The sequence below is a fragment of the Leifsonia sp. Leaf336 genome (assembly GCF_001423695.1).
In the GTDB taxonomy this organism is placed as follows: domain Bacteria; phylum Actinomycetota; class Actinomycetes; order Actinomycetales; family Microbacteriaceae; genus Leifsonia.
In genome coordinates, this window is the sequence record NZ_LMOZ01000003.1 from 242883 (window position 1) to 267004 (window position 24122).

Genomic DNA, 24122 nt, shown 5'->3' on the forward strand with positions numbered 1-24122 from the left:
GATTCGTGGCACGAATGTCGTGATTCGTCACTAATCTGCGTGCGGGCGCAATGGGCGTGCGTATACATAAGTAGCGATTGACACCACGCACAGGCACCCTGTGTACCATTGTGTATACACAGGAGGCACGCCATGGAAGCGAAAGCGAGCGATCGCGCGTACGTGTCGCTGCGCGAGGACATCGTCGAGTGGCGCCTCCAGCCGGGCACGGTGCTGCAGGAAGTCGAGCAGTCCGAGCGGCTGGGCGTCTCGCGCACACCGGTGCGGGAGGCCCTGGCACGACTGACCGCGGACGGCCTGGTCGCCGCGCAGGGCGGCCGCGGCCTCGTCGTCACGACCGTCTCGGTCGAGTCCGTCGAGCAGCTGTTCCAGCTGCGGCGCGCGCTGGAGCAGGAGGCGGCGCGCGCGGCGGCGAGGAACCGCGAACCCGCCGCCTTCCTCGTCCTCCGCGACCGCTTCCGCGCCGCGGCCGACCTCCTCGACGACGGCGACCCCTCCCACGCCCGCTACTACGCCCTCGTCGACGACCTCGACCGGGCGATCGACGAAGCGGCCGCCAACCCCTACCTCGTCGCAGCGCTCCGCAACCTCCGGCCGCATCTCGCGCGCCTCCGGCGGGTCTCGCGCGACGACCCCGCCCGCCTGAGGGCTGCAGCCCAGGAGCACCTGCTCATCGTGGAGGCCATCGTCGACGGCGACGCCGAGCTCGCCGCCTCCGCCACCCGCGTCCATCTCTACCGCAGCCTGCAGAGCGTGCTGGCGTCGGCAGAACGACTCACCTCGATCAAGGAGACCCCGTGAGAACCCACAACGTCCGCGTCCACCGCAGCGACGAGAACCTCGCCCGCGAAGACCAGCTCGCATGCAAGATCGCCGAGGTGGCGACCGACCCCGTTGAGGTCTCCCCCGAGGTCGTCGACATGGTGATCAACCGTGTCATCGACAACGCGGCCGTCGCCGCGGCCTCCCTCAGCCGCAAGCCCGTGGTCTCCGCGCGCTCGCAGGCGCTGGCCCACCCGCTGCCGACGGCGCAGCTGGAGGAGATCGTGTCCGCGGCCGAGCACCCGCAGCACGGTGCGACCGTCTTCGGCGAGCCGCAGGCCGTGCGGGTGAGCCCCGAGTGGGCGGCCTGGGCGAACGGCGTCGCGGTGCGGGAGCTGGACTTCCACGACACGTTCCTTGCCGCCGAGTACTCCCATCCCGGCGACAACATCCCGCCGATCCTCGCGGTCGCCCAGCACGCCGGCCGCACCGGGCACGACCTCATCCGGGGCATCGCGACCGGGTACGAGATCCAGATCGACCTGGCGAAGGCGATCAGCCTGCACGCGCACAAGATCGACCACGTCGCCCACCTCGGGCCGTCCGCCGCCGCCGGCATCGGCACTCTGCTCGGCCTGGACACCGAGACGATCTTCCAGGCCGTCGGCCAGGCCCTCCACACCACCACCGCGACCCGGCAGTCGCGCAAGGGCGAGATCTCCAGCTGGAAGGCGCACGCCCCCGCGTTCGCCGGCAAGATGGCGGTGGAGGCCGTCGACCGGGCGATGCGCGGCGAGACCTCGCCGACCCCGATCTACGAGGGCGAGGACGGCGTGATCGCCTGGCTGCTCGACGGCCCGACCGCCTCGTACGAAGTGCCGCTGCCGGAGGCCGGGGAGGCCAAGCGGGCGATCCTCGACTCGTACACCAAGGAGCACTCGGCCGAGTACCAGGCGCAGGCGTGGATCGATCTCGCGCGCAAGCTCCACGCGGAGCACCCGGAGGTCGGCGACCCCGAGCGCGTCGAGAGCATCGTCATCCACACCTCGCACCACACCCACTACGTGATCGGGTCGGGCGCCAACGACCCCCAGAAGTACGACCCGACCGCCTCGCGCGAGACGCTGGACCACAGCATCCCGTACATCTTCACCGTGGCTCTGCAGGACGGCGGCTGGCACCACGTGAAGTCGTACCTCCCGTCGCGCGCCGCGCGCCCGGACACCGTCGCCCTGTGGGGCAAGGTCACGACGACCGAGGACCCGGAGTGGACCCGCCGCTACCACTCGATCGATCCCGTCGACAAGGCGTTCGGCGGCCGGGTGGAGATCACCCTCGCCGACGGCCGCGTCATCACCGATGAGATCGCCGTCGCCGACGCCCACCCGCTCGGCGCGCGGCCGTTCGCCCGCGCCGACTACGTCGCCAAGTTCCGGTCGCTGGCCGCCGGCGTGCTCGACGAGGCGGAGATCGAGCGCTTCCTCGATCTCGCGCAGCGCCTCCCCGAGCTGACCGCGGAGGAGCTCGGCGGCCTCACCATCACCGCTCCGGCCGGCACGCTGCCGGCCGCGCCGAAGGGACTGTTCTGATGCTGTACTCCTCTGTTCCCGCTCACGAGAAGCGGGCCGCGTTCCGGGCTCGGCTGGCGTCCGGAGAGCTGCTGCGCTTCCCCGGCGCGTTCAACCCGCTGAGCGCGCGCCTCATCCAGGAGAAGGGCTTCGAGGGCGTCTACATCTCCGGCGCCGTCATCGCCGCCGACCTGGGGCTGCCGGACATCGGGCTCACGACCCTGACGGAGGTCGCCGGTCGCGGTCGGCAGATCAGCCGGATGACCGACCTCCCGACGCTGATCGACGCCGACACCGGCTTCGGCGAGCCCATGAACGTGGCCCGCACGGTGCAGGAGCTGGAGGACGCGGGCGTCGCCGGCCTCCACATCGAGGACCAGGTGAACCCCAAGCGCTGCGGCCACCTCGACGGAAAGGCCGTCGTCGGGCTCGACACCGCGACCAAGCGCATCCGCGCCGCGGTCGACGCCCGCCGCGACCCGAACCTGCTGATCATGGCGCGCACCGACGTGCGCGCGGTGGAGGGGCTGCAGGCCGCCGTCGACCGCGCGAAGGCGCTCGTGGATGCCGGCGCCGACGCGATCTTTCCGGAGGCCATGGCCGACCTCTCCGAGTTCGAGGCTGTGCGCAACGCGGTCGACGTGCCGGTGCTCGCCAACATGACCGAGTTCGGCAAGAGCGAGCTCTTCTCGGCCGCGCAGCTCGCGAGCGCGGGGATCAACATCGTCATCCACCCGGTGTCGCTGCTGCGCATCGCGATGGGCGCGGCCGAGCGCGGCCTCGACACCCTGGTGCGCGACGGCTCGCTGAAGGCGGAGGTGCCCGGAATGCAGACCAGGGCCCGGCTCTACGAGCTGCTCGACTATTCGGGCTACACCGCGTTCGACACCAACGTGTTCGACTTCGAGGTGCCGACCGGCCGCTGACGCGCTGCGTCTTCACCGCCGAAGGGCACGTAAACGCCTCCAAAACCAGGATTTAGCGGCGTCTGCGTGCCCTTCGGTGTTCCGTCAGGCCTCGCGGGTCTGCGGCGACCGGGTGGCGGTGTGGCTCGCGTCGCGCTCGACGGCGCCGCCGAGAACCTCGTCGATCCGGCCGAGCAGCTCGGCGGGAATGGTGACGCCGGAGGCCTTCACGTTCTCCACGACCTGCTCCGGCCGGGAGGCGCCGATGATCGCGGTCGCGACGTTGTCGTTCTGCAGCACCCACGCGACGGCGAGCTGCGCCGGGGTGAGGCCGATCTCCTGAGCGATCGGGGTCAGCTGCTGCACGCGCGTGAGCACGTCGTCGGACAGCCAGCGCTTCACAGCGCCGGCGCCGCCCTTCTCGTCGGTGGCGCGGCTGCCCTCGGGCAGCGGCGCGCCCGGGAGGTACTTGCCGCTCAGCACGCCCTGCGCCACCGGCGACCAGACGATCTGCGAGATGCCGAGCTCTTTGGAGGTCGGGACGACCTCCGCCTCGATGACGCGCCACAGCGCCGAGTACTCGGGCTGGTTCGAGATCAGCTGGAAGTTGAGCTCCTTCGCGAGCGCGGCGCCGGCGCGCAGCTGGTCGGCCGTCCACTCGCTCACGCCGATGTAGAGGGCCTTGCCCTGGCGCACGATGTCGGCGAACGCCTGCATCGTCTCCTCGAGCGGGGTCTCGAAGTCGAAGCGGTGCGCCTGGTAGAGGTCGACGTAGTCGGTCTGCAGCCGCGAGAGCGAGCCGTCGATCGACTCCATGATGTGCTTGCGCGAGAGCCCGACGTCGTTGTGGCCCTTGGGCCCGGTCGGCCCGAACACCTTGGTGAAGATCTCGAGCGACTGCCGGCGCTCGCCCTTCAGCGCCTCGCCGAGCACGGTCTCGGCCGCGGTGTTGGCGTAGACGTCGGCGGTGTCGAAGGTGGTGATCCCGGCATCGAGCGCAGCACGGACGCACGCGGCCGCGGTGTCGTTCTCGATCTGCGAGCCGTGGGTCAGCCAGTTTCCGTAGGTGATCTCGGAGATCTTGAAGCCGGAGTTTCCCAGGTACCTGAACTGCACTGTCGTTCCTTTCGTGACGGGTCGTCAGGCTCGATGCTAGGCATCCTGATTCAGCAAATCCAACAGTGGGAGGTTCTGGGATTCAGTGGTATCGATGCTGAATGCGGTGGCACCCCCGGCGACCGGGCGGCGCGCGGCCTAGACTCCCCACCATGACCGCACGGATCGCCAACGTCACCTTCCACGCCCACGATCCCGCGGCGCTCGCCCGGTTCTGGGCCGCCGTCATGGGGTATCCCGAGCCCGAGTGGCTGACGCCCGAGGAGGAGGCCGAGCTGCGCGCCGCCGGCCTGACCGAGGACGATCTCGCCGCCCGTGCGGTCGCGTGGGACGAGGATCCCTCCCACCAGCGCTTCTACTTCGCGCGGTACGACCACGAGAAGCGGCAGCGCAACCGCATGCACCTCGACATCAGCCCGTCGAGCGACCGCCACGCCACCCGCGAGGAGGTGGAGGCCGAGCGCGACCGGCTGGTCGCGCTCGGCGCCACCGTCGAGAAGGTGCTCGACGGCAAGTGGGGTCCCTACGACGAGTTCGCGATCATGATGCGCGACCCGGAGGGCAACGAGTTCTGCCTCCAGTGAGGCGGCGGCGTCGACCGTGACGAAGTTCAGGTGCGAACCGCCGCGCCCTCCCGCACCCGCTCCTGGAACGCCGCGAACACCTCGGTGCGCACCCGGGCGAGCCGCCGGTCGGCGCCGCGCACGACATCCACCAGGCCCATGTGCACGAACCAGTCGTCGGCCGGCTTGGCGTCGTGGCGGTACAGCCAGTCGACGAGCGTGAAGAACGGGAACCAGGTGTAGCCCAGCACCGGCACGCCCTCGGCGCGCAGCCGCTCGACCTCCTCGAGCGACTCGCCGAGCCACGCGAGCCGCGACTCCACCGAGCCGCCGCGGGAGGTCTCGGTGACCACGATCGGCAGTCCGTAGCGGTTCCAGTAGAGCTCGATGAGGTCGCGGAGGCCCGCGGTGCCGGCCTCCACCGGTTCGGTGGCGCCGTCCGGCCGGTACCGCACCGTCGTGAAGCCAGGGTAGTAGTTGACGCCGACGTAATCGGGCGTCACCGCGTTGTCCGCGAACCAGGCCAGGTCGTCCTCGCGGATGCCGTTGCCGGCGAGGTAGGCGTGCATCGGGTGGCCGGGCACGACCCGCCCGGTGATCAGATCGAGCGAGATGAACCGGCGCTCCTCGAGCACCTCGCGGCCCAGCGGGAGGTCGTCGCCCTCCCAGCGGAAGCCCGCGTCGACGTGCACGAAGCGCGCCGACGGGTTGACCGCGGCGATCTCCTGCTGGGTGCGCACCATGCCCTTCGCGAGGGCGACGATGACCTTCGAGAAGCCGTCGTCCCCGGTGAGGTAGGGAGGCCACGTACCGTCCTCCCCGCAGTAGATCGCGTTGATGACCGGCTCGTTGAGCGGGGTGAAGTCGTCCCAGAGGCCGGCGTACCGTTCAGCGACCGCGCGCGCGTACGACGCGACGCGCTCGGGGTAGGCCGCGTTGACGAACTGGTTGTCGAGCCAGAGCGGGGTGCCGTAGTGCATCAGGTCGACGACGCAGCGCAGCCCGATGCTCTGCATGTGGGCGCTGACCTCGTCGAGCCAGCGCCAGTCGAACTCGCCCGGACGCGGCTCGACGAGGTACCAGGGGATGCCCCAGCGGATGAACTCGGCGCCGGCCTCCACCGCGAGGTCGAGGTCCTCCCGCCAGTTCTCGTAATGCTGCATCAGCTCGTACTCGTCGATCGGCCGGCGGCCGATGCCCTGCTGGGGCACGAAGGTGTCCTCGATGCCGACGCCGAAGTGGAGGCGCTCGTCGCGGAGCCAGTGGGTGGTCATGGGGTCCTTTCGGGAGGCTATTTGAGTCCGGTCGTCGCGATGCCCGCGACGAAACTCCGCTGGATGACGAGGAAGAAGATGACGACGGGAAGCAGCGCGAGCAGCGACCCGGCCATCAGCAGGCCGTACTCGACGACGTGCTGGCCCATGAACAGGGCGAGGCCGGCGGGGAGCGTCGCGTTGTCGAGGTCGGAGGACATGATGAGCGGCCAGAGGAGGTCGTTCCAGTTGTACTGGAAGTGGAACAGCCCCAGCGTCAGGAGGGCGGGCTTGGCGAGCGGCATGATGACCCGCCAGTAGATGCGCCACTCCCCCGCACCGTCGACGCGCGCGGCCTCCTCCAGGTCTTTCGGCAGCGAGAGGAAGAACTGCCGCAGGAAGAAGATGCCGAACGCGTTGGTCACGCGCGGGATGATCATGCCCGGCAGGCTGTTGGTGAGCCCGATCCCGTTGAGCATGTCGTACAGCGGGATGAGCGTCACCTGGAACGGCAGCATGAGCAGGATCAGCACCAGCACGAGCACGACGTTGCGGCCGCGGAACTCGAGCCGGGCCAGCGCGTACGCGGCCATCGAGTCGAAGAACAGCGAGATCACCGTCACCGACCCGGCGAACACGATCGTGTTGAGGTAGAGATGCGCAAACGGGATGCGGTTCCACACGTCGACGAAGTGCTGCAGCGTGAACTCGCGCGGCCACAGCGTAGGCGGGAAGGTGACGATGTCGGCCTCCGGCTTGAACGCGGTGAACGTCATCCAGATGATCGGCAGCAGCATGGCGAGCGCGATGACGATGCCGGCGATGGTGGTCAGCCAGCGCAGGAGGCTGCGCGTGCTCGTGTAGTGCGGCCGGCGCCGGCGACGCACCGACGGGGCCGCGGTCGCGGTGGGACGTTCGAGGGTGGCGGTCATCAGTACCTCACTTGCCGGCGCTGGAAGAAGCCGTACTGGATCATGGAAAGAAGGAAGACGAACACGAGCAGCACCCACGAGATCGCGGCGCCGTAGCCGAACCGCAGCTCCTGGAAGCCCTCGCGGTAGATCAGCATGACCAGCGTCTCCGTGCGGAAGAACGGCCCGCCGTGGGTCATCACGTAGATCTGGTCGAACGCCTGCAGCGACGCGATCAGGGCCATCACCGACACGAGCATCGTCTGGTTCGACAGCAGCGGGAGGGTCACGTTGCGGAAGCGCTGCCAGACGCCCGCGCCATCGAGCCGGGCGGCCTCGTGCAGCTCGAGCGGCACCGACTGGAGTCCGGCGAGGTAGATCACCATGTAGAAGCCGACGTTCTTCCACACCCCGACGAACATCACGGCCGGGAGCGCCCACGTGGGGTCGGAGAGCAGACCCTGCTTGGAGACGATGCCGACGCTCGAGAGCCAGTACGAGATCAGCCCGATGTTCGGGTCGAGCAGGAACGACCAGGCGATGGCGATGATCCCGAGCGAAACGATGAACGGCAGGAAGATGGCGGTGCGCACGAACGAGCGCCCGCGGAAGGCGCGGTCGAGGAACACCGCGAGGGCCAGCGCGAGAACGACCGTCACGGGCGTGACGACCACCGCGTACTCCACGGTGTTCCAGAACGCGTTCCAGAACGCCGGGTCGCCGAAGAGCTCCTGGTAGTTCGCCAGGCCCACCCACTGCGCGGCGCGGATCAGGTTGTAGTTCGTGAACGAGAGGTACGCCGCCTGGACCATCGGATAGACGGTGAACAGGAGCAGCGCGAGGAGGGACGGCGCCAGGAACAGCCAGGCCGTGAGCGCGGTGCGTCGCCGCCCGCGCAGGAAGCCGCGGGGCGCGCGAGCCGCCTTCGGCTTCGCGGCGACCGGAGTCGATGTGGTCATGGTGCCTTTCGTTTGGGCGAGCGCGGCCGAGTAGGCGGGCCGGGTCGAGGAGGCGGGCGGGGTCCGTGTGCGCGGACCCCGCCCGTGCGGGCTACTTCTGGTCGAGCTTGGCCTGCACCTGCTGCGACGCCGCCTTGAAGACGTCGTCGACCGACCCCTGGCCATTCAGCGCCTTCTGCAGCGACGGATAGAAGATGTCCTGCACGATCGACGAGCCGGACTGGAGGCCGGGCAGGAGGATCCGCGAGTCGTCGACGACGTCCTTCGATCCGAAGATCGCCGGGTACGGGTTGTCGGTGATCTGCGCGCCGACCTCCGGCTCGAGCGGGGCGAAGCCGGATCCCTCCGACCAGGTCTTCTGCGACTTCTCGGTCGTCCAGTACTGCATGAACTGGTAGGCGGCCTCCTTGGTCGCCTTGTCGTCCTTGGCAGGCAGGGCCATGGTCTCCACGTCGGCCAGGATGGCGTTGCCCGACGGGCCGGCGAACGGGCGGGCCACGCCGAAGTCGATGCCCGCCTGCTTGTAGCCGGTCGTGGCCCACGGGCCGTTGATCTCGATGGCGGCCTTGCCGGTGGCGAAGAGCTTGTCGGCGTCGGCGCCCGAGAGCCCGATCGGGGAGGCCTGCTTGTCCTTGACGAGGTCCACCCAGAAGTTCAGGGCCTTGAGGCTGGCCGCTGAGTCGAGCTCCGACTTCTTGTTGTCGCTCGAGACGATGTCGCCGCCGGCGTTCCAGAGGAACGGCGGGTACATGTCGACGGTCTCGTGGTCGGCGAGGGCGATCGCGTACTGGTCGGGCTTGGAGGCGCCGGCCGGCGTGGTCGTCAGCTTCGGGACCATCGCGGCGAACTCGTCCCACGTCGTCGGCGGCTTGTTCGGGTCGAGCCCGGCCTTCGTGAACAGCGCCTTGTTGTAGTACATCATCGTGGTCGCGATATCGACCGGGACGCCGTAGTTCTTGCCGTCGTACTTCGACGCCTCCACCGCGGTCTTGGGCAGCTTGCCCGAGTCGTGCGCGCCTCCGGTGTAGTAGTCGTCGATCGGCTGGAACAGGCCCTGCGAGGCGTAGGCGGGGACCCGCGAGAAGTCGAGCGCGACGATGTCGGGGCCGCCCTTGGAGGTCGCCCCGGTCAGGAGCTTCTGGTACAGGGTGTCCCACGGCATGGTGACGTTCTTGACCACGACCTTCGACTGCGAGGCGTTGAAGGCGTCGACCACCTTCTGCATCGCGGGGCCGTCCGGTCCGGTGTTGCCGTTCCAGAAGCTGAGGGTGATCTTTCCGCTCTGGTCGGTGTTGGCTTTGCTGCCGCCGGACCCCTGGCCGGCGCAACCGGTCAGCGCCAGCGCCACAGCTGCGACGGTCGCCGTGACTGCTGCGAGCGCCGGGCGTCCGGCCCGGCGGGAACGTGAGTGCATGTCTTCTCCTTCGAAGCGACGTTCAACGTTGAACGGGGAATGTGGTATCAAGTTATACACGACCGGTAATCGTTGAACAAGTGGCACCTCATGTGCGATGGTAAACGTTGACCGAAGGAGCGCTGTCACCGGGGCGGCGCGTCGGACGACCGAAGGAGACGCTGATGCGCAGGACGACGCTGAAAGACGTCGGCGACCACGTCGGCGTCTCAGCGAAGACGGTCTCGAACGTCATCAACGGCACCGGCTGGGTGCGCGACGACCTGAAGACCCGCGTGCGGGAGGCGATCGACGAGCTCGGCTACCGGCCCAACTCGGCCGCCCGTCAGCTGCGCAGCGGCCGGAGCGGGATGGTCGCCCTGGCCATCCCCGACCTCAGCCAGCCCTACTTCGCCGAGCTCGCGTCGGCCATCGTCGCGGCGGCAGCCGACCGCTCGATCACCGTGCTGATAAATCAGACCAACGGGCAGGCCGACTCCGAGCGCCGCATCAGCGACGGCGTCGGCATCCCCGTGATGGACGGCCTCATCCTCTCGCCGCTCGCCCTCACCGCGAGCGACCTCGCCGACCGTCAGGACTCCACCCCGATCGTGCTGCTCGGCGAGCACGTCGGGGAGTCGCGGTTCCCGCACGTGACCGTCGAGAACGCCGCCGCCGCGCAGGCGGCGACCGAGCACCTGCTGCGCTCCGGCCGCCGGAGGATCGCCGCGATCGGCGCCCAGGCATCGGGTCCGCGCGAGACCGCCGAACTGCGCCTCGCGGGCTACCGTGCCGCGCTCGACGAGGCCGGCATCGCCGAGGACCCGGCGCTGATCCGGGAGGTCATCGACTTCCGCCGCAGCGACGGTGTCGCAGCGGTCGAGGGTCTGCTGGACAAGGGCGTGCCGTTCGACGCCGTCTTCGCCTTCAACGACCTGATGGCGCTCGGTGCACTGCACGCTCTCGGCGAAGCCGGGCTTCGCGTGCCGGAGGACGTCGCCGTCATCGGCTTCGACGACATCGAGGAGGGCCGTTACAGCACCCCTCCCCTCACGACCGTCGCACCGGACAAGGCAGCGCTCGCCGGTCTCGCGCTGGAGCTGCTGCTCGCCGACTCCCCGCCCGCGGGCGACACCACCGTCCCCTTCCAGATCGTCACGAGGATGAGCGCATGACCGCTGACCAGCTCCCCGACCCCCTGCAGCAGGACAGCGGCTACCCCCGTCCGCAGCTGGTCCGCCGCCAGTGGCACGACCTCGGCGGTGAGTGGGAGTTCGCCTTCGGGGCCGGCCCCGAGCAGACGCCGGAGGCCGTCGGGTTCGACAGGACCATCGTCGTCCCCTATCCGCCCGAGTCGGAGCTCTCCGGCATCGGCGAGACGGGCTATCACCCGGTCGTCTGGTACCGCCGCACGTTCGGCGCGGCCGAGTTGGCCGAGGCCGGGCTGGCCTCCGACCGCCCGCGGCTGCTGCTGCACTTCGGCGCCGTGGACTTCGCCGCCGACGTCTGGCTCAACGGCCGCTACCTGGGCCGGCACGTCGGAGGGCAGACCCCGTTCCACTTCGAGGTCGGCGGCATCGTCGACGCCGAAGGCACGAACGAGCTCGTCGTGCGCGCCGTCGACGACCCGCTCGACGTGTCGATCCCGCGCGGCAAGCAGGATTGGAGGGAGTCCCCGCACTCGATCTGGTACCACCGCACCACGGGCATCTGGCAGCCGGTGTGGCTGGAGGCCGTGCCCGGCCTCCACGTCGAGTCGCTCGCGTGGGACACCGCGGCCGACGCCGGGTCGGTCGACCTCGAGCTCGTGCTCAACGCCCGGCCGTCGGGCGACGTCTGGGCCGCCGTGCGGATCGAGTACGAGGGCGAGCTGCTCGCCGAGGCCCGGTACCGGGTGCTCGACACGACCTCCCACCTGCGGCTCGCGCTCTCGCGGCAGCGCAACGGCCAGCAGTACGAGGAGCTGCTCTGGTCGCCGTCGAACCCGCGGCTTTTGAGCGCGACGGTCGCGCTCGAGGGCACCGGCGCCGGCAGCGGTGAGGGCGGCGACGACGCCGTCGCCAGCTACCTGGGCCTGCGGACTGTGCGCACCGACGACCGCTGCCTTCTGCTCAACGACCGGCCCTTCTACGTGCGCGCCGTGCTCTCGCAGAACTACTGGCCGCAGTCGCACCTGGCCGCGCCCTCGGCCGACGCGTTGCGCCGGGAGGTCGAGCTCATCCTCGAGCTGGGGTTCAACACCGCGCGCGTGCACCAGAAGGCGGAGGACCCGCGCTTCCTCTACTGGGCAGACCGGCTGGGCCTGCTGATCTGGGCGGAGACCGCGAGCGCGTACGAGTTCTCGGCGCGCTCGGTGCAGCTGCTCACCGAGGAGTGGATGCAGCTGGTCCAGCGGGATCGCTCGCATCCGTCGATCATCGCGTGGGTGCCGCTGAACGAGAGCTGGGGCGTGCAGCACATCTCGCACGACCCTCGGCAGCGCGCGTACAGCCGCGGGCTGACGGAGCTGACCCGCGCCATCGACGGCACCCGACCGGTGATCTCGAACGACGGCTGGGAGCACACGGACTCCGACCTGATCACGATTCACGACTACGAGGGCGACCCGGAGGTGCTGGCTCGCCGCTATGGCAGCCGCGCCGCCCTCGACGAGCTGATCGCGGGGCCGGGGCCTGCCGGGCGACGCATCCAGCTGCACGACTCGGAGCCGGCCCGCCCGGTCATGCTGACCGAGTTCGGCGGCGTGAGCTGGATCGACCACAACGTCGCCGACGCCTGGGGGTACTCCTCGGCGCGCGACGCCTCCGACTTCGGCGAGCGGGTGACCGGGCTGATCGGCGCTGTCACCGACTCCCCTGTGCTCGCGGGGTTCTGCTACACCCAGCTTGCAGACACCGGGCAGGAGACCAACGGCCTGCTGCGAGACGACCGCACGCCCAAGGTGCCGGTCGAGCTGCTGCGGGAGGCGATCGCCGGGCGCTGACGGGGCGCTGACGGGGCGCTGACGCCTCACCCCTGGCCGAAGGTCGCGCTCCCGGCTAACGTGGCGGCATGACTCCGTCGTCGAAGTCCGAGACGTTCCTCGAGGTCGGCGGCCACGAGGTGCGCATCTCGAGCCCGGACAAGGTGGTGTTCCCCGAGCCCGGGCTGACCAAGCTCGACCTCGCGCGCTACTACGTCGCGGTCGCCGACGGCGCGCTGCGCGGTGCCGGCGGACGGCCGATGGTGCTCAAGCGCTTCGTCAAGGGGCTCGCGCAGGAGCCGTTCTTCCAGAAGCGTGTGCCGGAGGGCCATCCCGACTACATCGACACGGCGACGCTGCACTACGCGCGCGGCACGTCGGCCGAGGAGGCGGTGGTGCGGGACGCCGCCGGCCTCGCCTGGGTCTCGAACCTCGGCTGCCTCGACCTCAACCCGCACGCCGTGCGCGCGGAGGATCTCGACCATCCCGACGAGCTGCGGGTGGACCTCGACCCGATGCCGGGGGTCGACTGGGCGCAGATCATCGACGTCGCCTTCATCGCCCGGGAGGTGCTGGAGGACCACGGCCTGGTCGGCTGGCCGAAGACGAGCGGTTCCCGCGGCCTCCACATCCTCGTGCGCATCCAGCCGCGCTGGAGCTTCGCCGACGTGCGCCTCGCGGCGGAGACGCTCGCGCGCGAGGTCGAGAACCGCGCGCCGGGGCTGGCCACGGCACGCTGGTGGAAGGAGGAGCGCGGCGAGAGCGTCTTCGTCGACTTCAACCAGAACGCGAAGGACCGCACGGTCGCCTCCGCCTACTCGGTGCGCCCGCTGCCGGACGCCCGCGTGTCGACACCGCTCGACTGGAGCGAAGTGCGCTCTCGCCGGCCGTCGGAGTTCACAGTGCCGACGGTGCTGACCCGGTTCGCCGAGCGCGGCGACCCGCACGAGGGCATCGATGGAGCCGCGGGATCCCTCGATGCGCTGCTCGCCCTCGCTGCGCGCCTCGGACCGGCCGAGAAGCCTCCGCGCGCCGGCGACGGAGCCGGCCGGCGCGTCTCGCAGATGCCGCTCATCGAGGTGGCCCGAACCAAGACCAAGCCGGAGGCGACCGAGGCGCTGGCGCGCTGGCGCGACCTCCACCCCGAGGCCGCGGCGCTCCTCCACCCCGCCGACGAGCTCATCGACGGCATGCGCGGCTCGAGCTCGCAGTGGTACCGGGTGCGCGTCAACCTCCAGCACGTCCCGGAGGGTGAGCGCCCTGAGCAGGGCGAGCTGCTCGCCGATTACGATCCCTGGGCGAGTCGCCGCTAGCGCGTGCACGGCGCGCGCCGGCTGTCCAGCCGGTATCGGTGTCAGGTGACGGGGTCTACCGTCCGAGGGGAATCACACCCGGCCGAGAGGAGCCCCGATGGCTGCAGCGACCGAGTCCGGCTGAGGGCGGCTCATGAGCCTCTCTCTGGTCTCCCTGACCCCGGCCCAAGCCCTCGGCATCCCGGTGGCTCTGGTCGGGTCGGTGTTCCTGGCGGTCGGGGCCCAGCTCCAGCAGCGCGGCGTCGCGAAGGTGAACGACCAGACGTCCACGAAGCGGAGCCTGGGCATCGGGCAGGTGCTGGCACTCGCCCGGCGTCCCTCCTGGCTGATCGGCACTGTGTGCCTTGGCCTCGCCATCGTTTTCCAGCTCTTCAGCCTCTACCTGGCCCCGCTGACCGTGGTCCAGCCGCTGGGCGCGGTGGCACTGGTCATCACCGCAGTCCTCAACGCGCGGCTGACGAAGGTGAGACTCGACGCGCCGGCACTGCGCGCGATGGCGCTCTGCGTCGGAGGGGTCGGACTCTTCGTCGCGGTCGCCGCCGTCACGACGACCTCGCTCCCGATCCTCGAGCCCCAGCTGCTGGCCGTGGCGATCATCCTCGCAGTGGTCCTCCTGCTGCTCGGGACCGGGTTCGTGGTGTTCAGGAAGCGCCTCACCCGTCTCTTCTACGTGGTGGGCGCCGGGGTGCTCTTCGGGTTCGTCGCGACCCTCGCGAAGGTGCTCATCGGCCGGGTCCAGACGATCGTCGAGGCGCACTTCCGCCTGGTCGCCGCCGACTGGCTGACGCTCGCGTGCGTGCTCGGCCTCCTGACCGCGGCGATCCTCGGCACCTACTTCGTGCAGACGGCGTACTCGTCGGGCTCTCCCGACGTCGTGGTCGCGGGCCTGACCGTGATCGACCCGCTAGTGGGCGTCACGATCGGCATCGTCGTGCTCGGGGAGGCCGCCCACGCGCCGCTCTGGGCGGGGATCGTCTTCGTCGTCGCCGGCGCCCTCGCCGTCTGGGGCGTCATCCTGCTCTCCCGTCGCCGGCCGCGGGAGCGCGGGGACGCGGCGCCGCCTTCTAGCGTTCGTTCTGGCGGGGGACGACCACCTGCTTGATGATGAGCAGGATGGAAGCGGCGACCGGGATGGCGACGAGCGCGCCGAGGATGCCCAGCAGCGACCCTCCGGCCAGCGCGGCGATGACGACGACCGCCCCGGGGACGGCCACGGCCCGGTTCATGATCCGGGGGCTGAGGACGTATGCCTCGACCTGCATATAGATGAGGTAGTAGATCGCAGCGGCTATCGCGGTCGCCGGACTGCTGATGAAGCAGGCGGCCACGATGACGATCGAACCGGTGATCGTGCCCACGAGCGGTATCAGCGAGAACATGAACGCGATGACGGCGAGCAGGATGGCGAACTTCGCGCCGATGATCGTGAGGTAGATCGCCGAGAGGACCCCGTTCACCAGCGCGAGCGTGACCTGGCCCATCACGTACTTACCGACGGAATCGGTGATCTGGTCCGAGAGGTCGGAGAACCGCGCCCGCTTCGTCGCTGGAACCAGCTGGGCTGCGGCGCGCGTGATCGAGGGCAGCGAGGCGGTGAAGTAGATGGTCAGGATGACGATCACGATGGCGCCGAAGAAGCCGCTCACGATGCCGAGCGCGGTCTTGAGCACGCCGCCGGTGATCGTGCCGGCGTTCTTCTGCGCCCAGTCGACGACGGTGTTCAGATTCTGCTGGTTGATGACCGTCGGGAACTGAGCGTGCAGCTGGTTGAGCCACGACAGGGCCTGCCCGGACTGCACCCATTCCACGATCCCGGTGATCAGGAGGGTGAGCTGATCGGCCACCACGGGGACGATGGCGAACAGGATGCCGACGGCGGCGCCGAGCAGCACGACGATGACCGTCAGCAGTGCAGCCCACCGGGGGAAGCCGCGCCGCAGCAGGAACGCGATGGCCGGTTCCACGCCGAGGGCCAGGAACAGGGCCGCCCCGATGTAGGTGATGATGGTCGCGAGCGACACGATGCTCGACAGGATCAGCATCGCCAGCCCCACGCCGAGCGTCGCGAGCAGACCTGTGCGGAACGGATTGAGGATCTTCATCGAGCGGGAGTCTCAGAAGTCACGGTAGAGCCGATCGATCGCTTCCCAGCTCTCTTCCGACGCCGGCTCGGCGGCCGACGGCGTCACCCTGTCGACGCGCACCGCGGTCGCGGCCGTGATCAGCACCTCGACCGGAGGACGGTCGACGCAGCGCAGCGTGACGAAAGCAGCGGTCGCTCGCGCGGCCTCCACGATCTCGGCCTCCAGGGCGCCCGTGTCGATGGAGTCGTCGAGCACGTACCGATGAGCATCGATATGGATGACAGTGGCCATCGTGGCACCTCCGGCCCTCACCGTGGAGACTAGAAGGTCCCCTGTCCGACCTCCAGCCCTTGCGTCGCGGCGGCAAGGGTGCCACGGCAGCTGCCGGGCCGCTACGGCACCGGCTCGGGGATGATGTGGAGGCCCCCGACGCTGTTCGCCGAGGTCAGGAGCGCCTCGACCCACTCGCGATTCAGGCTCGGACGCCGTCCGCCGGCGAACCGGAAGTAGAGCGGGATCGCCGGGTGGATCCAGATCGAGCTGTACCCGCTGCCGTTGTCGACCCCGTGGTCCCAGGAGAGCAGGAACTGCTCGTTACGGCGCAGCTTCGTGATGATCGCAAGCTGCATGTGCGCGAGGGTGCGGTCTTCGATGTCGATCTCTGACGTGCCGCCGTAGATGAGGGTCCCCACGTCCGGCCTCCTCTCCGATCCGAATGTCTAGCCTGGCTAGACGGAGTGTACGACGGAATCGCGGGACACGGCATGGAGGACGGGGCGCCGAATCCGGGCGTCGTCGCGACACGTCCGAGCGGACGCTTCGTCCGGATCGCTACAGCCTGGGCATCTGCGGCCGAGTGCGGGGCCTCTTGATGACGGCGTCCGCCGTCGTTCCCGGGTCCTCGCGGAAGCCGGCCCAGAGGTAGCTGTCCTTGATGATCTCCAGAACGGTAGACGCCTCCACGCGATCGACGCCCTTCACGCGACGGATCTTCTCGTTCAGGACGTTCGAGAGCTGCACGACATCGTCGCAACGGATGTCGAGGATCATGTCGAAGGCGCCGACCGCGCTCGCCACGAAGGTGACCTCCGGGATGCGCACGAGCTGCTTGGCGACCGTCGCGACCGGGACTCCGACCACCGAGATGGAGACGTGCACCTCCAGGGCTCCGAGCTTCGGGGCGTCCGGCATCCCGACGACCTGGACGATCCCCGCTGCGGAGAGGCGCCGGAACCGAGCGCGCACGCTGGGCTCGGAGAGGCCCACGTTGCGGCCGATGATCGCGAACGAGCGGCGGCCGTCGATGCGCAGCTGGTCGATGATCTTGCGGTCGATCGAGTCGATGTCCATGAGGGCTACGCCGTCTCCCGCCCGGCGCGCTGCCCCGCGCTCTGACCGGACTTATCGCGCAGGCCCACCCACGAGTAGTCCTTGAACAGCTCCAGCAGAACGAACTGATCGATCTCGCTCACGCCCGGCACGCGCCGCACGTCGTCCAGCAGGGTGACCAACTGGTCGAGGTCGCGGCAGGTCGCCTCGACGAGCACGTCGCGGGAGCCGGTGCAGAGTGCGACGTGATTGACCATCGCCATCTCGGCGAGCGCCTTCGCGACCGACCGTGGAGAATGATCGCGCACACCGATCCCGAGCCGCACCGACTGATGGCCGAGCGTCAGCGGATTGCAGAGGGCGACGATCTTGAGGATGCCGGACTCCTGCAGCCGGGAGACCCGGCTTCGCACCGTCGCCTCGCTCACCTCGAGCTCGGCCGCGAGCTCGGTGTAGGGGCGTCGGCCATCGCGCATGAGGAGCCCGATCAGCGACCGGTCGGTCTGGTCGATCATCCGAGAAACCTACCTCGCATAGCTGGGAACGTCAGACGGTGACGACGGCCTCCAGGGCCAGCACAGCGCGCACCAGCTCCTCGTTGCCGGTGGCGAGTGAGCCGTCTTCGCGGGTCAGGCCGTCCTCCAGGCCGATGCGCATCTCGCAGCCGTCAGCGACAGCCGCGCGGACCACCGGCCAGACCGTGGCGTCGTAGCCGTGATAGAGCAGTGGCGCCGTCACACCGGCCGCGCGGAGCGCCGCCGCGATCTCGCGGCAGGCGGCGACCGCCTCCGCCGGCGACTCCAGCTCGGGCTCGATGAGGATGCGGACGTTGCGATGGAGCGTGGACGACGCCAGCAGGGCGGGGACGTCGGCCATCGACCACACAGCGCTCTCGAGCACCATCCCGCGCGCCAGGACCAGCTCTGCCGCCTCGGCCGCGCCCTCCTCGCTGAACGCCACCGAGGCGAAGTCAGGCAGGGCGTCCGCCGGCCACTCGGCGATCAGCCGCATGCGCTCGGCATGGCCCGAGCACGTCCAGAGTCCCGTCGTCGTGCCGATCTCACGGCCGGGCGCCGCCGCTCGGAATGCGCGCACCATCTCCCCCACCTGCGCGGGCTCGATCGTCTGGCCGCCGTCCGCCGTGCGCGCGTGCGCGTGGACGACGGTGGCGCCCTCGGCCAGCGCCGCGACGGCGGCCTGGGCGATCTCGGTGGCCGTGAGTGGGACGCCAGGGAACTCGTCCGTGGTGCGTCCGCCGTTGATGGCGGCTTTGAGGAGCATCGGGGCCTTTCTGGTGATGGATGGCTCAGGAACGTGATGGAGAGTCGGTCAGCGGGAGGCTCAGCGCATGAGGCTCTGCACCGAAGCGGTCGCGCCGGTCAGCTCGCCGAGGCGCCCCCCGGCCCGGAGCTCATCGACGAGTTCCGGCTCCTCCGCGTCGTCGGCGAGGGCTGTGTCGACCAGGGCGCCGAGCACGTGGACCGGCGCGAAGAGCACGCCGTTCGCGTCGGCGAGCACCACATCCCCCGGGTTCACGACGACGCCGCCGACGACCACCGGCACGTTGAGGCCGCCCGCGTCGATGTCGTGCAGCTTGGTCGTCAGCATGCTGAGGCCGCGCGCGTAGACCGGGAGGCCGAGCTCGGCGATCTCGTCGATGTCGGTGGCCGAGCCGTCGACGATCGCTCCCGCCGCACCGCGGAACGCGAGTGCGGACGCCACGACCTCGCCGAGTGGGGCGTGTCTGACGTCGCCGCCGGTGTCGATCACGACGACGTCGCCCGGCTCGACGAGTCCGGCGGCATGGTGCAGCATCGTCGAGTCGGTCGCCGTGGTGCGCACGGTGATCGCCCGTCCGACGACGCGGCGGGCGCCGGCGACCCGGGTGATCCCCGGGTCGGCGAACCCCTCCTCGAGGTAGTGGCCGAGTGTCGGGAAGGAGACGCGCTCGAGCTTCTCGACGAGGTCTGCGGGCAGGGATTCCGGCTCAGGGCCGATGGTGATGGGCATAGGGGTACCTCGGTCTCGGTGCGGTGGGCAGCGGGTTCTGTGGTTGGTCGAGCCGGAAGCCGGCCCGTTCAGAGCTCGATGGTCGTGTTGAGCCGGCGGTTCTCCAGCACAGGGAGCACGGCCCTGACCTCCTCGGTCCGGCGCTGCGACAGGGTCGTGATCGCGAGGCCGTACGTCTCGCCGCCGAGCTGGGCACGGACGATGCCGAACGGGTCGACGATCATGCTCTGCCCGATGCACTCCGGAGAGGCGGAGCCGGCAGCGACCAGCCACGCCGTCGACTCGATCGCGCGCGCCCGCAGCAGTGTCCGCCAGTGGTCCTCCTTCATCGCGCCGGAGACCCAGGCGGCGGAGACCGAGAGCAGATCGGCGCCGTGGTCGATCAGGTTGCGGGTGAGCTCGGGGAACCGCAGGTCGTAGCAGTTGACCAGTCCGACCCTGGTGCCGGCCAGCTCGACCACGACGGGGTTCGCATCCCCGGGGGTCACATAGTCGGATTCACGGTAGAGGAAGGCATCGTAGAGGTGGAGCTTGCGGTAGCGGGCCGCCTCCGCGCCGTCCTCGTCGATGGCGACGATGGTGTTGTACGGGCGGTCGGAGTCCGTCCCCTCGTAGCCGGCCGCGATGATCGCCATGCGGTGCCGCCGGGCGAGGCCTGAGACGAACTCGACGAAACCGGGCCACTCGGCGCGCGCGACCTCCCCGAGCGGGGCCTCCACGCCGTCGGCGAGCAGCATGGCCTCTTCGGGGAGGACGAGCAGTTCGACGCCCTCGGCCGACGCCTCCTCCACGAGGGTCTCGATGGTGCGGCGGTTGGCGGAGGGGTCGGTGGTGGGAGCGAGCTGCCCTGCGGCGACCTTCATTGCGGTCCTTTCGTGCGATCGGGGGTTCAGGCGGCGAGGACTCGGGCGTCGTCCGCAGCCCAGGACACGGCGACGGCGTCGCCCGGCACCAGCCGGGTGAGCTCGTCGTCGGAGGAACGGCTCGGCCGGGTGGCGACGAGGTGCACGCCGTCTGCGGCCCGCAGGATGTAGCGCCATTCGTCGCCGAGGAACACGGCGTCGAGCAGTGTCGCCGCCACCTCACCGTGGTCCGCGGCGCCCGGGCGGAGCCGGATACGCTCGGGGCGGACCGCGACGGTCACGGACGCCCCGGGGGCCGCCGCGCCGATGGACGCTCCGACCGAGCCCACCCCGGCGATGTCGACAGTCGCGCCCGCCGGGGTCGAGTGGTAGGTGCCGTCGAGGAGGTTGCACGTGCCGATGAATCCCGCGACGAAACGGTTCGCCGGGTGGTCATAGATCGCACGGGGTGCGTCGATCTGCTGCACGCGGCCCTCCGACATGACCGCGATCCGGTCGGACATCGTGAGCGCCTCCTCCTGGTCGTGCGTCACATACACGAAGGTGATGCCCACCTCCCGCTGCATGCGTTTGAGCTCGACCTGCATCTCCTTGCGCAGCTGCTGGTCGAGAGCGCCGAGCGGCTCGTCGAGGAGGACGACCGCGGGCCGTGAGACGACCGCACGGGCGAGCGCCACCCGCTGCCGCTGGCCTCCGGAGAGCTCGTTCGGCTTGCGGTCGGCGAAGCGCTCCATGTGGACGAGTGCGAGCGCCTCGTCGACCGCGGCGTCGCGCAGCGGGTAGCGCTTGCGCCCGCGGACCTTGAGCTCGAAACCGATGTTGTCGCGCACCGAGAGGTGCGGGAAGAGCGCGTAGCTCTGGAACAGCATGTTGAGGTCGCGCTTGCGGGTGGGGAGCGACTCCACCGACCTGCCCGCCAGCTCGATCGAGCCGCCGGTCGGCGTCTCGAAGCCCGCGATCATGCGCATCAGCGTCGTCTTGCCGCATCCCGACGGCCCGAGGATCGAGAAGAACTCGTTGTCCTCGACGGTCAGGTCGATCGGGTGCACGACGGTGGTGCTCCCGAACGTCTTGGTGACGCCGGAGAGACGGATGGCCGGGCCGCCCTGCGATGCGCGCACGGTGGTGGCGTCCGCGTCGGCCGAGCTGGCGAGCGTGGTCATGGAATGCTCCTCGTGGATGGTCGGGCGCCGGCCTAGGAGGCCTTCACCTTGGTCCAGCCCTGCTGGAAGTACTGCAGCGCCTTTCCGGGGTCGACGATGAACTCGCTCTCTTTGAGCTGCTCGTCGGTCGGGTAGACCGCGACGCTCTCGAGCATCGTCTTGTCGGTGATGTCGGCCTTCGCCGCCTCGTTCGCCGTGGCGCTGCCGCCGTCGTTGGTCGCCATGGCGGCGATCTCGGGACGCAGCGTGAAGTTGAGCCACTTGTAGGCGGCGTCGGCGTGCGGCGCGTTCTTCGCTACGGCGAAGCCGTCGACCCAGAGCGTGCCGCCCTCCTTGGGGATGACGAACTTGACGTCGGGGTTGGCCGCGGTCACTTTCGCGATCGCGCTGCCGCCATAGGCCTCCGCCACGCAGGCGTCACCCGATGCGAGCAGGTCGGAGTAGTTCGACGAGTTGTAGCCGGCGAGCAGCGGCTTCTGGTCGAGGAGTGACTGGGTCGCCTTCGCGATGTCCTTCTCGCTGGTCGAGGTGGCCTTCAGACCGTTGACTTGAAGCGCGGGGATGTAGGCGCTGAGCATGTTGTCCAGCATGTAGATCTTGCCCTTGTACGCCGGGTCCCAGAGGGCCTTCCAGCTGTCGATCGCCGTGCCGGTGCATTTCTCGTTGTAGGCGAGACCGGTGGTGCCCCAGATCCACGGGACGCTGTACTCGTTGCCCTTGTCGTAGCTGGGGTCCGCGAACTTCGCGCCGAGCTTGTCCAGGCCTGTGATCTTGGAGTGGTCGAGCTTCTCGACCAGGTCCTGACCGACGAGCTGCTGCACGGCGTACTGGCTCGGCTCGACGATGTCGTAGCCGGAACCGCCCGCGGCGAGCTTGGAGATCATCGTCTCGTTGGCATCGAACGTGTCGACGGTGACAGAGATGCCGGTCTCCTTCTCGAAGGCCGCGATGACGGTCTTGGGGATCTCATCGGCCCACGCGTAGATGTTGAGCTTCGTTGAGGCGGCGGAGGTGGACGAGCCGCCCGCTCCGCTGGAGCAGGCCGTGAGACCGAGGGCGGCGACCGCGACGACGGTCAGCAGTGCTGTGCGTTTCATGGGCTTCTTCCGGGGGTAGAAGGGATGGGGAGGGGTCTAACGCGGTGCGGTGGTGCTGTCGGGAGCGGGCGCGGAACCGGATGGGGTCGCGAGGATCCGCCGCATCTGTTGGATGCCGACGGAGAGGACGATGGCGAACGTCAGGACGATCAGCAGCGTCCCCAGGGCGTTCAGCTCAGGGGTGAGACCGGACTTGAGCAACGAGTAGACGCGCAGCGGCATCGTGGTCGACCCGACGCCGCTGACGAACGTCGAGATGACGATGTTGCCGAGCGAAACGGTGAAGGCGAGCAGCCATGACGCGATGATCGAGGAGCGCATCAATGGGAAGAGCACGCGGGTGAAGGTGCGCCACGGCGTGCAACCCAGGTCGGCCGCAGCCTCGATGAGGCTCGGATCGAGGGTGCGGAAGCCGCCCACCATGATCAGGGTCGTCAGCGGGAGCGTGATGATGAGGTGGCCGAGCACGAGCGTGACGATGCCGAGCGGGACGTGCAGGAAGCTGAACACCGAGAGAAGCGCGACGCCGAGGACGATCTCGGGCACGATCAGCGGCAGCACGATCGCGGCGAGCACCATCCCGGAACCCGTGAACGGGAACCGCACCAGGGCGATGGCCGCAAGCAGGCCGACCACCGTCGCGACGGAGGCCGCGAGCACTCCGACGATCGCGCTGATCGCGAGCGTCTGCAGCAGGGCGCTGTCGCCGAACAGCTCGCCGTACCAGCGGAGGCTGAAGCCCTGCCAGGTGTAGCCTCCCGCCGCCGAGTTGAACGAGTACACGATCACCGCGATGATCGGGATGTAGAGGAAGACCAGCACCAGGCGGGCGATCCACGACGTTGCGCGGTCCATCAGGCGACCTTCTTCCGTCCACGTCGGGCGATGAGGCCGGCCGCGGCCATCGCGAGCAGCATGAGCACGAGCAGCACCATCGACACCGCGGCGCCCATCGGCTGGTTCCTGAACTCGGTGTAGAGGGTGACGATGAGGTTGCCGACGAGCTGCTGCTTGCCACCGCCGAGCAGGACCGGGATGACGAAGACCCCGAGGGTCGGGATGAAGGTGAGCATCGCGGCCGCGATGATCCCGGTCGAGCTGAGCGGCATGAGCACCCGGAAGTGGGTCTGCCACCAGCCGCAGCCGAGGTCGGCGGCGGCCTCCTTGACCGACGGGTCGATGGCCCGCATGCTGGCGTAGATCGGGAAGATCGCGGTGGGCAGGAACGCGTACAGCAGGCCCATCACGACCGCACCCTGGCTCGGCACGAGCGACAGCTGTGACGTGTTCACCCCGAGCAGGTCGAGGAGCCCGTAGACCGGGCCGCCGCGGCCGAGGACCGAGATCCAGGCGAAGGTGCGGACGAGGAAGTCGATCCAGAACGGCACGATGATCAGCAGCAAGAGCATGGACTGCCGGTGCGGCGGCCGGGAGACGATGTAGTACGAGACGATGTAGCCGACGACGAGGCAGATGACCGTATTCAGCACGGCCATGCCGAGGCTATAGGCGAACACCTTGCCGTAGACCGGATCCAACAGCTGCGCGTAGTTGTCGAGCGTGAAGCCGCCGGTGATGCCGCCATAGACATTGCTCTCGGCGAACGAGTTGCGGGCGACGATCAGTATCGGCACGATCGCGAGTCCGAGGACGGCGAGGATGGCGGGGACGAGGAGCAGCACGCCGGTGAGGGTGCGGCGGCGGGTGCTCCTTCTCGTCGTCGCGCTTGCGGCGCCTCGCGCGCGCTTGGTGCCGCCGGAATGCGATCCGACGCCCTGCACGGCCATGGTGTCCGCCCGATCGATGGTGTCGCTCGTCACGCCTGCACTCCCTCCGTCGGATGATCCAGGACGACCGCCTGGGTTGTTCCA

Annotated in this window: 25 protein-coding genes; 8 read left to right on the top strand and 17 right to left on the bottom strand. The window is 69.4% G+C overall.

What is annotated here, in order from left to right; genetic code table 11:
- The first annotated feature begins 132 nt into the window (after window positions 1-132).
- The 3 genes from ASF88_RS16395 to prpB are packed head-to-tail and all read left to right on the top strand — an operon-like array spanning window position 133 to window position 3256.
- A complete protein-coding gene (locus ASF88_RS16395) occupies window positions 133-801 on the top strand; it encodes a GntR family transcriptional regulator (protein ID WP_055921207.1) in 669 nt (222 codons plus the stop codon).
- The gene (locus tag ASF88_RS16400; RefSeq protein WP_055921210.1) at window positions 798-2351 is read left to right on the top strand and encodes an MmgE/PrpD family protein; all 1554 of its coding nucleotides are present in this window, start codon (window positions 798-800) and stop codon (window positions 2349-2351) included. Before ASF88_RS16395 ends, ASF88_RS16400 begins: the two co-directional genes overlap by 4 nt.
- Complete coding sequence (gene prpB, locus ASF88_RS16405) at window positions 2351-3256, top strand: methylisocitrate lyase (protein ID WP_055921213.1); 906 nt, start codon at window positions 2351-2353, stop codon at window positions 3254-3256. The genes ASF88_RS16400 and prpB overlap by 1 nt, the downstream gene beginning before the upstream one ends.
- 84 nt (window positions 3257-3340) lie before the next feature.
- Here prpB and ASF88_RS16410 read toward each other — a convergent pair whose 3' ends face one another.
- Window positions 3341-4351: an aldo/keto reductase family protein gene (locus ASF88_RS16410; RefSeq protein ID WP_055921216.1), complete on the bottom strand. Its 1011-nt coding sequence runs from the start codon at window positions 4349-4351 to the stop codon at window positions 3341-3343.
- Window positions 4352-4503: 152 nt separating this feature from the next.
- Between ASF88_RS16410 and ASF88_RS16415 the strand changes: the two genes are divergently transcribed.
- The gene (locus ASF88_RS16415) at window positions 4504-4935 is read left to right on the top strand and encodes a VOC family protein (protein ID WP_055921219.1); all 432 of its coding nucleotides are present in this window, start codon (window positions 4504-4506) and stop codon (window positions 4933-4935) included.
- A 26-nt stretch (window positions 4936-4961) separates the two neighbouring features.
- Here the strand turns inward: ASF88_RS16415 and ASF88_RS16420 are convergent, their stop codons facing one another.
- The 4 genes from ASF88_RS16420 to ASF88_RS16435 all read right to left on the bottom strand — a co-directional run bounded on the left by ASF88_RS16420 (window position 4962) and on the right by ASF88_RS16435 (window position 9451).
- Window positions 4962-6188, bottom strand: coding sequence for a family 1 glycosylhydrolase (locus tag ASF88_RS16420; protein ID WP_055921222.1), 1227 nt, complete (start codon window positions 6186-6188; stop codon window positions 4962-4964).
- A gap of 17 nt (window positions 6189-6205) precedes the next feature.
- A complete protein-coding gene (locus ASF88_RS16425) occupies window positions 6206-7099 on the bottom strand; it encodes a carbohydrate ABC transporter permease (protein WP_055921225.1) in 894 nt (297 codons plus the stop codon).
- Window positions 7099-8037, bottom strand: coding sequence for a carbohydrate ABC transporter permease (locus tag ASF88_RS16430; protein ID WP_055921228.1), 939 nt, complete (start codon window positions 8035-8037; stop codon window positions 7099-7101). The genes ASF88_RS16425 and ASF88_RS16430 overlap by 1 nt, the downstream gene beginning before the upstream one ends.
- A 91-nt stretch (window positions 8038-8128) precedes the next feature.
- Window positions 8129-9451, bottom strand: coding sequence for an ABC transporter substrate-binding protein (locus ASF88_RS16435; protein ID WP_055921231.1), 1323 nt, complete (start codon window positions 9449-9451; stop codon window positions 8129-8131).
- A gap of 164 nt (window positions 9452-9615) precedes the next feature.
- Here ASF88_RS16435 and ASF88_RS16440 point away from each other — a divergent pair, with 164 nt between their 5' ends.
- The 4 genes from ASF88_RS16440 to ASF88_RS16455 all read left to right on the top strand — a co-directional run bounded on the left by ASF88_RS16440 (window position 9616) and on the right by ASF88_RS16455 (window position 14807).
- The gene (locus tag ASF88_RS16440; protein ID WP_055921233.1) at window positions 9616-10605 is read left to right on the top strand and encodes a LacI family DNA-binding transcriptional regulator; all 990 of its coding nucleotides are present in this window, start codon (window positions 9616-9618) and stop codon (window positions 10603-10605) included.
- Window positions 10602-12413: a glycoside hydrolase family 2 protein gene (locus ASF88_RS16445; protein WP_055921236.1), complete on the top strand. Its 1812-nt coding sequence runs from the start codon at window positions 10602-10604 to the stop codon at window positions 12411-12413. The genes ASF88_RS16440 and ASF88_RS16445 overlap by 4 nt, the downstream gene beginning before the upstream one ends.
- A gap of 68 nt (window positions 12414-12481) precedes the next feature.
- Window positions 12482-13705, top strand: a complete 1224-nt coding sequence (locus tag ASF88_RS16450) for a DNA polymerase domain-containing protein (protein ID WP_055921239.1) — start codon at window positions 12482-12484, stop codon at window positions 13703-13705.
- Between the two features lie 133 nt (window positions 13706-13838).
- Window positions 13839-14807, top strand: a complete 969-nt coding sequence (locus tag ASF88_RS16455) for a DMT family transporter (RefSeq protein ID WP_055921242.1) — start codon at window positions 13839-13841, stop codon at window positions 14805-14807.
- Here ASF88_RS16455 and ASF88_RS16460 read toward each other — a convergent pair.
- The 12 genes from ASF88_RS16460 to ASF88_RS16515 form a co-directional block, all read right to left on the bottom strand.
- The gene (locus tag ASF88_RS16460; RefSeq protein WP_055921245.1) at window positions 14770-15807 is read right to left on the bottom strand and encodes an AI-2E family transporter; all 1038 of its coding nucleotides are present in this window, start codon (window positions 15805-15807) and stop codon (window positions 14770-14772) included. The genes ASF88_RS16455 and ASF88_RS16460 overlap by 38 nt on opposite strands.
- Before the next feature lie 12 nt (window positions 15808-15819).
- Window positions 15820-16080, bottom strand: a complete 261-nt coding sequence (locus ASF88_RS16465; protein ID WP_055921249.1) for a hypothetical protein — start codon at window positions 16078-16080, stop codon at window positions 15820-15822.
- 101 nt (window positions 16081-16181) lie between these two features.
- A complete protein-coding gene (locus tag ASF88_RS16470; protein WP_055921253.1) occupies window positions 16182-16481 on the bottom strand; it encodes a DUF7882 family protein in 300 nt (99 codons plus the stop codon).
- Window positions 16482-16620: 139 nt separating this feature from the next.
- The gene (locus ASF88_RS16475; RefSeq protein WP_055921256.1) at window positions 16621-17139 is read right to left on the bottom strand and encodes an Lrp/AsnC family transcriptional regulator; all 519 of its coding nucleotides are present in this window, start codon (window positions 17137-17139) and stop codon (window positions 16621-16623) included.
- A 5-nt stretch (window positions 17140-17144) separates the two neighbouring features.
- Window positions 17145-17633: an Lrp/AsnC family transcriptional regulator gene (locus tag ASF88_RS16480; protein ID WP_055921260.1), complete on the bottom strand. Its 489-nt coding sequence runs from the start codon at window positions 17631-17633 to the stop codon at window positions 17145-17147.
- A gap of 31 nt (window positions 17634-17664) precedes the next feature.
- Window positions 17665-18399 (bottom strand): 3-keto-5-aminohexanoate cleavage protein, encoded by a 735-nt coding sequence (locus tag ASF88_RS16485; RefSeq protein WP_055921263.1) that lies wholly within the window; start codon window positions 18397-18399, stop codon window positions 17665-17667.
- Window positions 18400-18459: 60 nt separating this feature from the next.
- A complete protein-coding gene (locus ASF88_RS16490; protein ID WP_055921266.1) occupies window positions 18460-19128 on the bottom strand; it encodes an RraA family protein in 669 nt (222 codons plus the stop codon).
- A gap of 68 nt (window positions 19129-19196) precedes the next feature.
- The gene (locus ASF88_RS16495) at window positions 19197-19991 is read right to left on the bottom strand and encodes a carbon-nitrogen hydrolase family protein (protein ID WP_055921269.1); all 795 of its coding nucleotides are present in this window, start codon (window positions 19989-19991) and stop codon (window positions 19197-19199) included.
- A 26-nt stretch (window positions 19992-20017) separates the two neighbouring features.
- Window positions 20018-21154 carry an ABC transporter ATP-binding protein gene (locus tag ASF88_RS16500; RefSeq protein ID WP_055921273.1) on the bottom strand — a complete coding sequence of 379 codons (1137 nt, stop codon included), beginning with the start codon at window positions 21152-21154 and terminating at the stop codon, window positions 20018-20020.
- Window positions 21155-21186: 32 nt separating this feature from the next.
- Entirely contained in the window at window positions 21187-22251 is a 1065-nt protein-coding gene (locus ASF88_RS16505; protein WP_055921276.1) for an ABC transporter substrate-binding protein, read from the bottom strand.
- A gap of 36 nt (window positions 22252-22287) precedes the next feature.
- Window positions 22288-23106 carry an ABC transporter permease gene (locus ASF88_RS16510; protein WP_055921279.1) on the bottom strand — a complete coding sequence of 273 codons (819 nt, stop codon included), beginning with the start codon at window positions 23104-23106 and terminating at the stop codon, window positions 22288-22290.
- The gene (locus tag ASF88_RS16515) at window positions 23106-24071 is read right to left on the bottom strand and encodes an ABC transporter permease (protein WP_235493527.1); all 966 of its coding nucleotides are present in this window, start codon (window positions 24069-24071) and stop codon (window positions 23106-23108) included. Before ASF88_RS16515 ends, ASF88_RS16510 begins: the two co-directional genes overlap by 1 nt.
- Between the last annotated feature and the right edge of the window lie 51 nt (window positions 24072-24122).

What these genes read in the sequence shown, in the direction of transcription:
- ASF88_RS16395 (WP_055921207.1), top strand. Translation starts at nt 133, where the DNA reads ATGGAAGCGAAAGCGAGCGATCGCGCGTACGTGTCGCTGCGCGAGGAC.
- prpB (WP_055921213.1), top strand. Translation starts at nt 2,351, where the DNA reads ATGCTGTACTCCTCTGTTCCCGCTCACGAGAAGCGGGCCGCGTTCCGG.
- ASF88_RS16415 (WP_055921219.1), top strand. Translation starts at nt 4,504, where the DNA reads ATGACCGCACGGATCGCCAACGTCACCTTCCACGCCCACGATCCCGCG.
- ASF88_RS16420 (WP_055921222.1), bottom strand. Translation starts at nt 6,188, where the DNA reads ATGACCACCCACTGGCTCCGCGACGAGCGCCTCCACTTCGGCGTCGGC.
- ASF88_RS16425 (WP_055921225.1), bottom strand. Translation starts at nt 7,099, where the DNA reads ATGACCGCCACCCTCGAACGTCCCACCGCGACCGCGGCCCCGTCGGTG.
- ASF88_RS16430 (WP_055921228.1), bottom strand. Translation starts at nt 8,037, where the DNA reads ATGACCACATCGACTCCGGTCGCCGCGAAGCCGAAGGCGGCTCGCGCG.
- ASF88_RS16435 (WP_055921231.1), bottom strand. Translation starts at nt 9,451, where the DNA reads ATGCACTCACGTTCCCGCCGGGCCGGACGCCCGGCGCTCGCAGCAGTC.
- ASF88_RS16440 (WP_055921233.1), top strand. Translation starts at nt 9,616, where the DNA reads ATGCGCAGGACGACGCTGAAAGACGTCGGCGACCACGTCGGCGTCTCA.
- ASF88_RS16445 (WP_055921236.1), top strand. Translation starts at nt 10,602, where the DNA reads ATGACCGCTGACCAGCTCCCCGACCCCCTGCAGCAGGACAGCGGCTAC.
- ASF88_RS16450 (WP_055921239.1), top strand. Translation starts at nt 12,482, where the DNA reads ATGACTCCGTCGTCGAAGTCCGAGACGTTCCTCGAGGTCGGCGGCCAC.
- ASF88_RS16455 (WP_055921242.1), top strand. Translation starts at nt 13,839, where the DNA reads ATGAGCCTCTCTCTGGTCTCCCTGACCCCGGCCCAAGCCCTCGGCATC.
- ASF88_RS16460 (WP_055921245.1), bottom strand. Translation starts at nt 15,807, where the DNA reads ATGAAGATCCTCAATCCGTTCCGCACAGGTCTGCTCGCGACGCTCGGC.
- ASF88_RS16465 (WP_055921249.1), bottom strand. Translation starts at nt 16,080, where the DNA reads ATGGCCACTGTCATCCATATCGATGCTCATCGGTACGTGCTCGACGAC.
- ASF88_RS16475 (WP_055921256.1), bottom strand. Translation starts at nt 17,139, where the DNA reads ATGGACATCGACTCGATCGACCGCAAGATCATCGACCAGCTGCGCATC.
- ASF88_RS16480 (WP_055921260.1), bottom strand. Translation starts at nt 17,633, where the DNA reads ATGATCGACCAGACCGACCGGTCGCTGATCGGGCTCCTCATGCGCGAT.
- ASF88_RS16485 (WP_055921263.1), bottom strand. Translation starts at nt 18,399, where the DNA reads ATGCTCCTCAAAGCCGCCATCAACGGCGGACGCACCACGGACGAGTTC.
- ASF88_RS16490 (WP_055921266.1), bottom strand. Translation starts at nt 19,128, where the DNA reads ATGCCCATCACCATCGGCCCTGAGCCGGAATCCCTGCCCGCAGACCTC.
- ASF88_RS16495 (WP_055921269.1), bottom strand. Translation starts at nt 19,991, where the DNA reads ATGAAGGTCGCCGCAGGGCAGCTCGCTCCCACCACCGACCCCTCCGCC.
- ASF88_RS16500 (WP_055921273.1), bottom strand. Translation starts at nt 21,154, where the DNA reads ATGACCACGCTCGCCAGCTCGGCCGACGCGGACGCCACCACCGTGCGC.
- ASF88_RS16505 (WP_055921276.1), bottom strand. Translation starts at nt 22,251, where the DNA reads ATGAAACGCACAGCACTGCTGACCGTCGTCGCGGTCGCCGCCCTCGGT.
- ASF88_RS16510 (WP_055921279.1), bottom strand. Translation starts at nt 23,106, where the DNA reads ATGGACCGCGCAACGTCGTGGATCGCCCGCCTGGTGCTGGTCTTCCTC.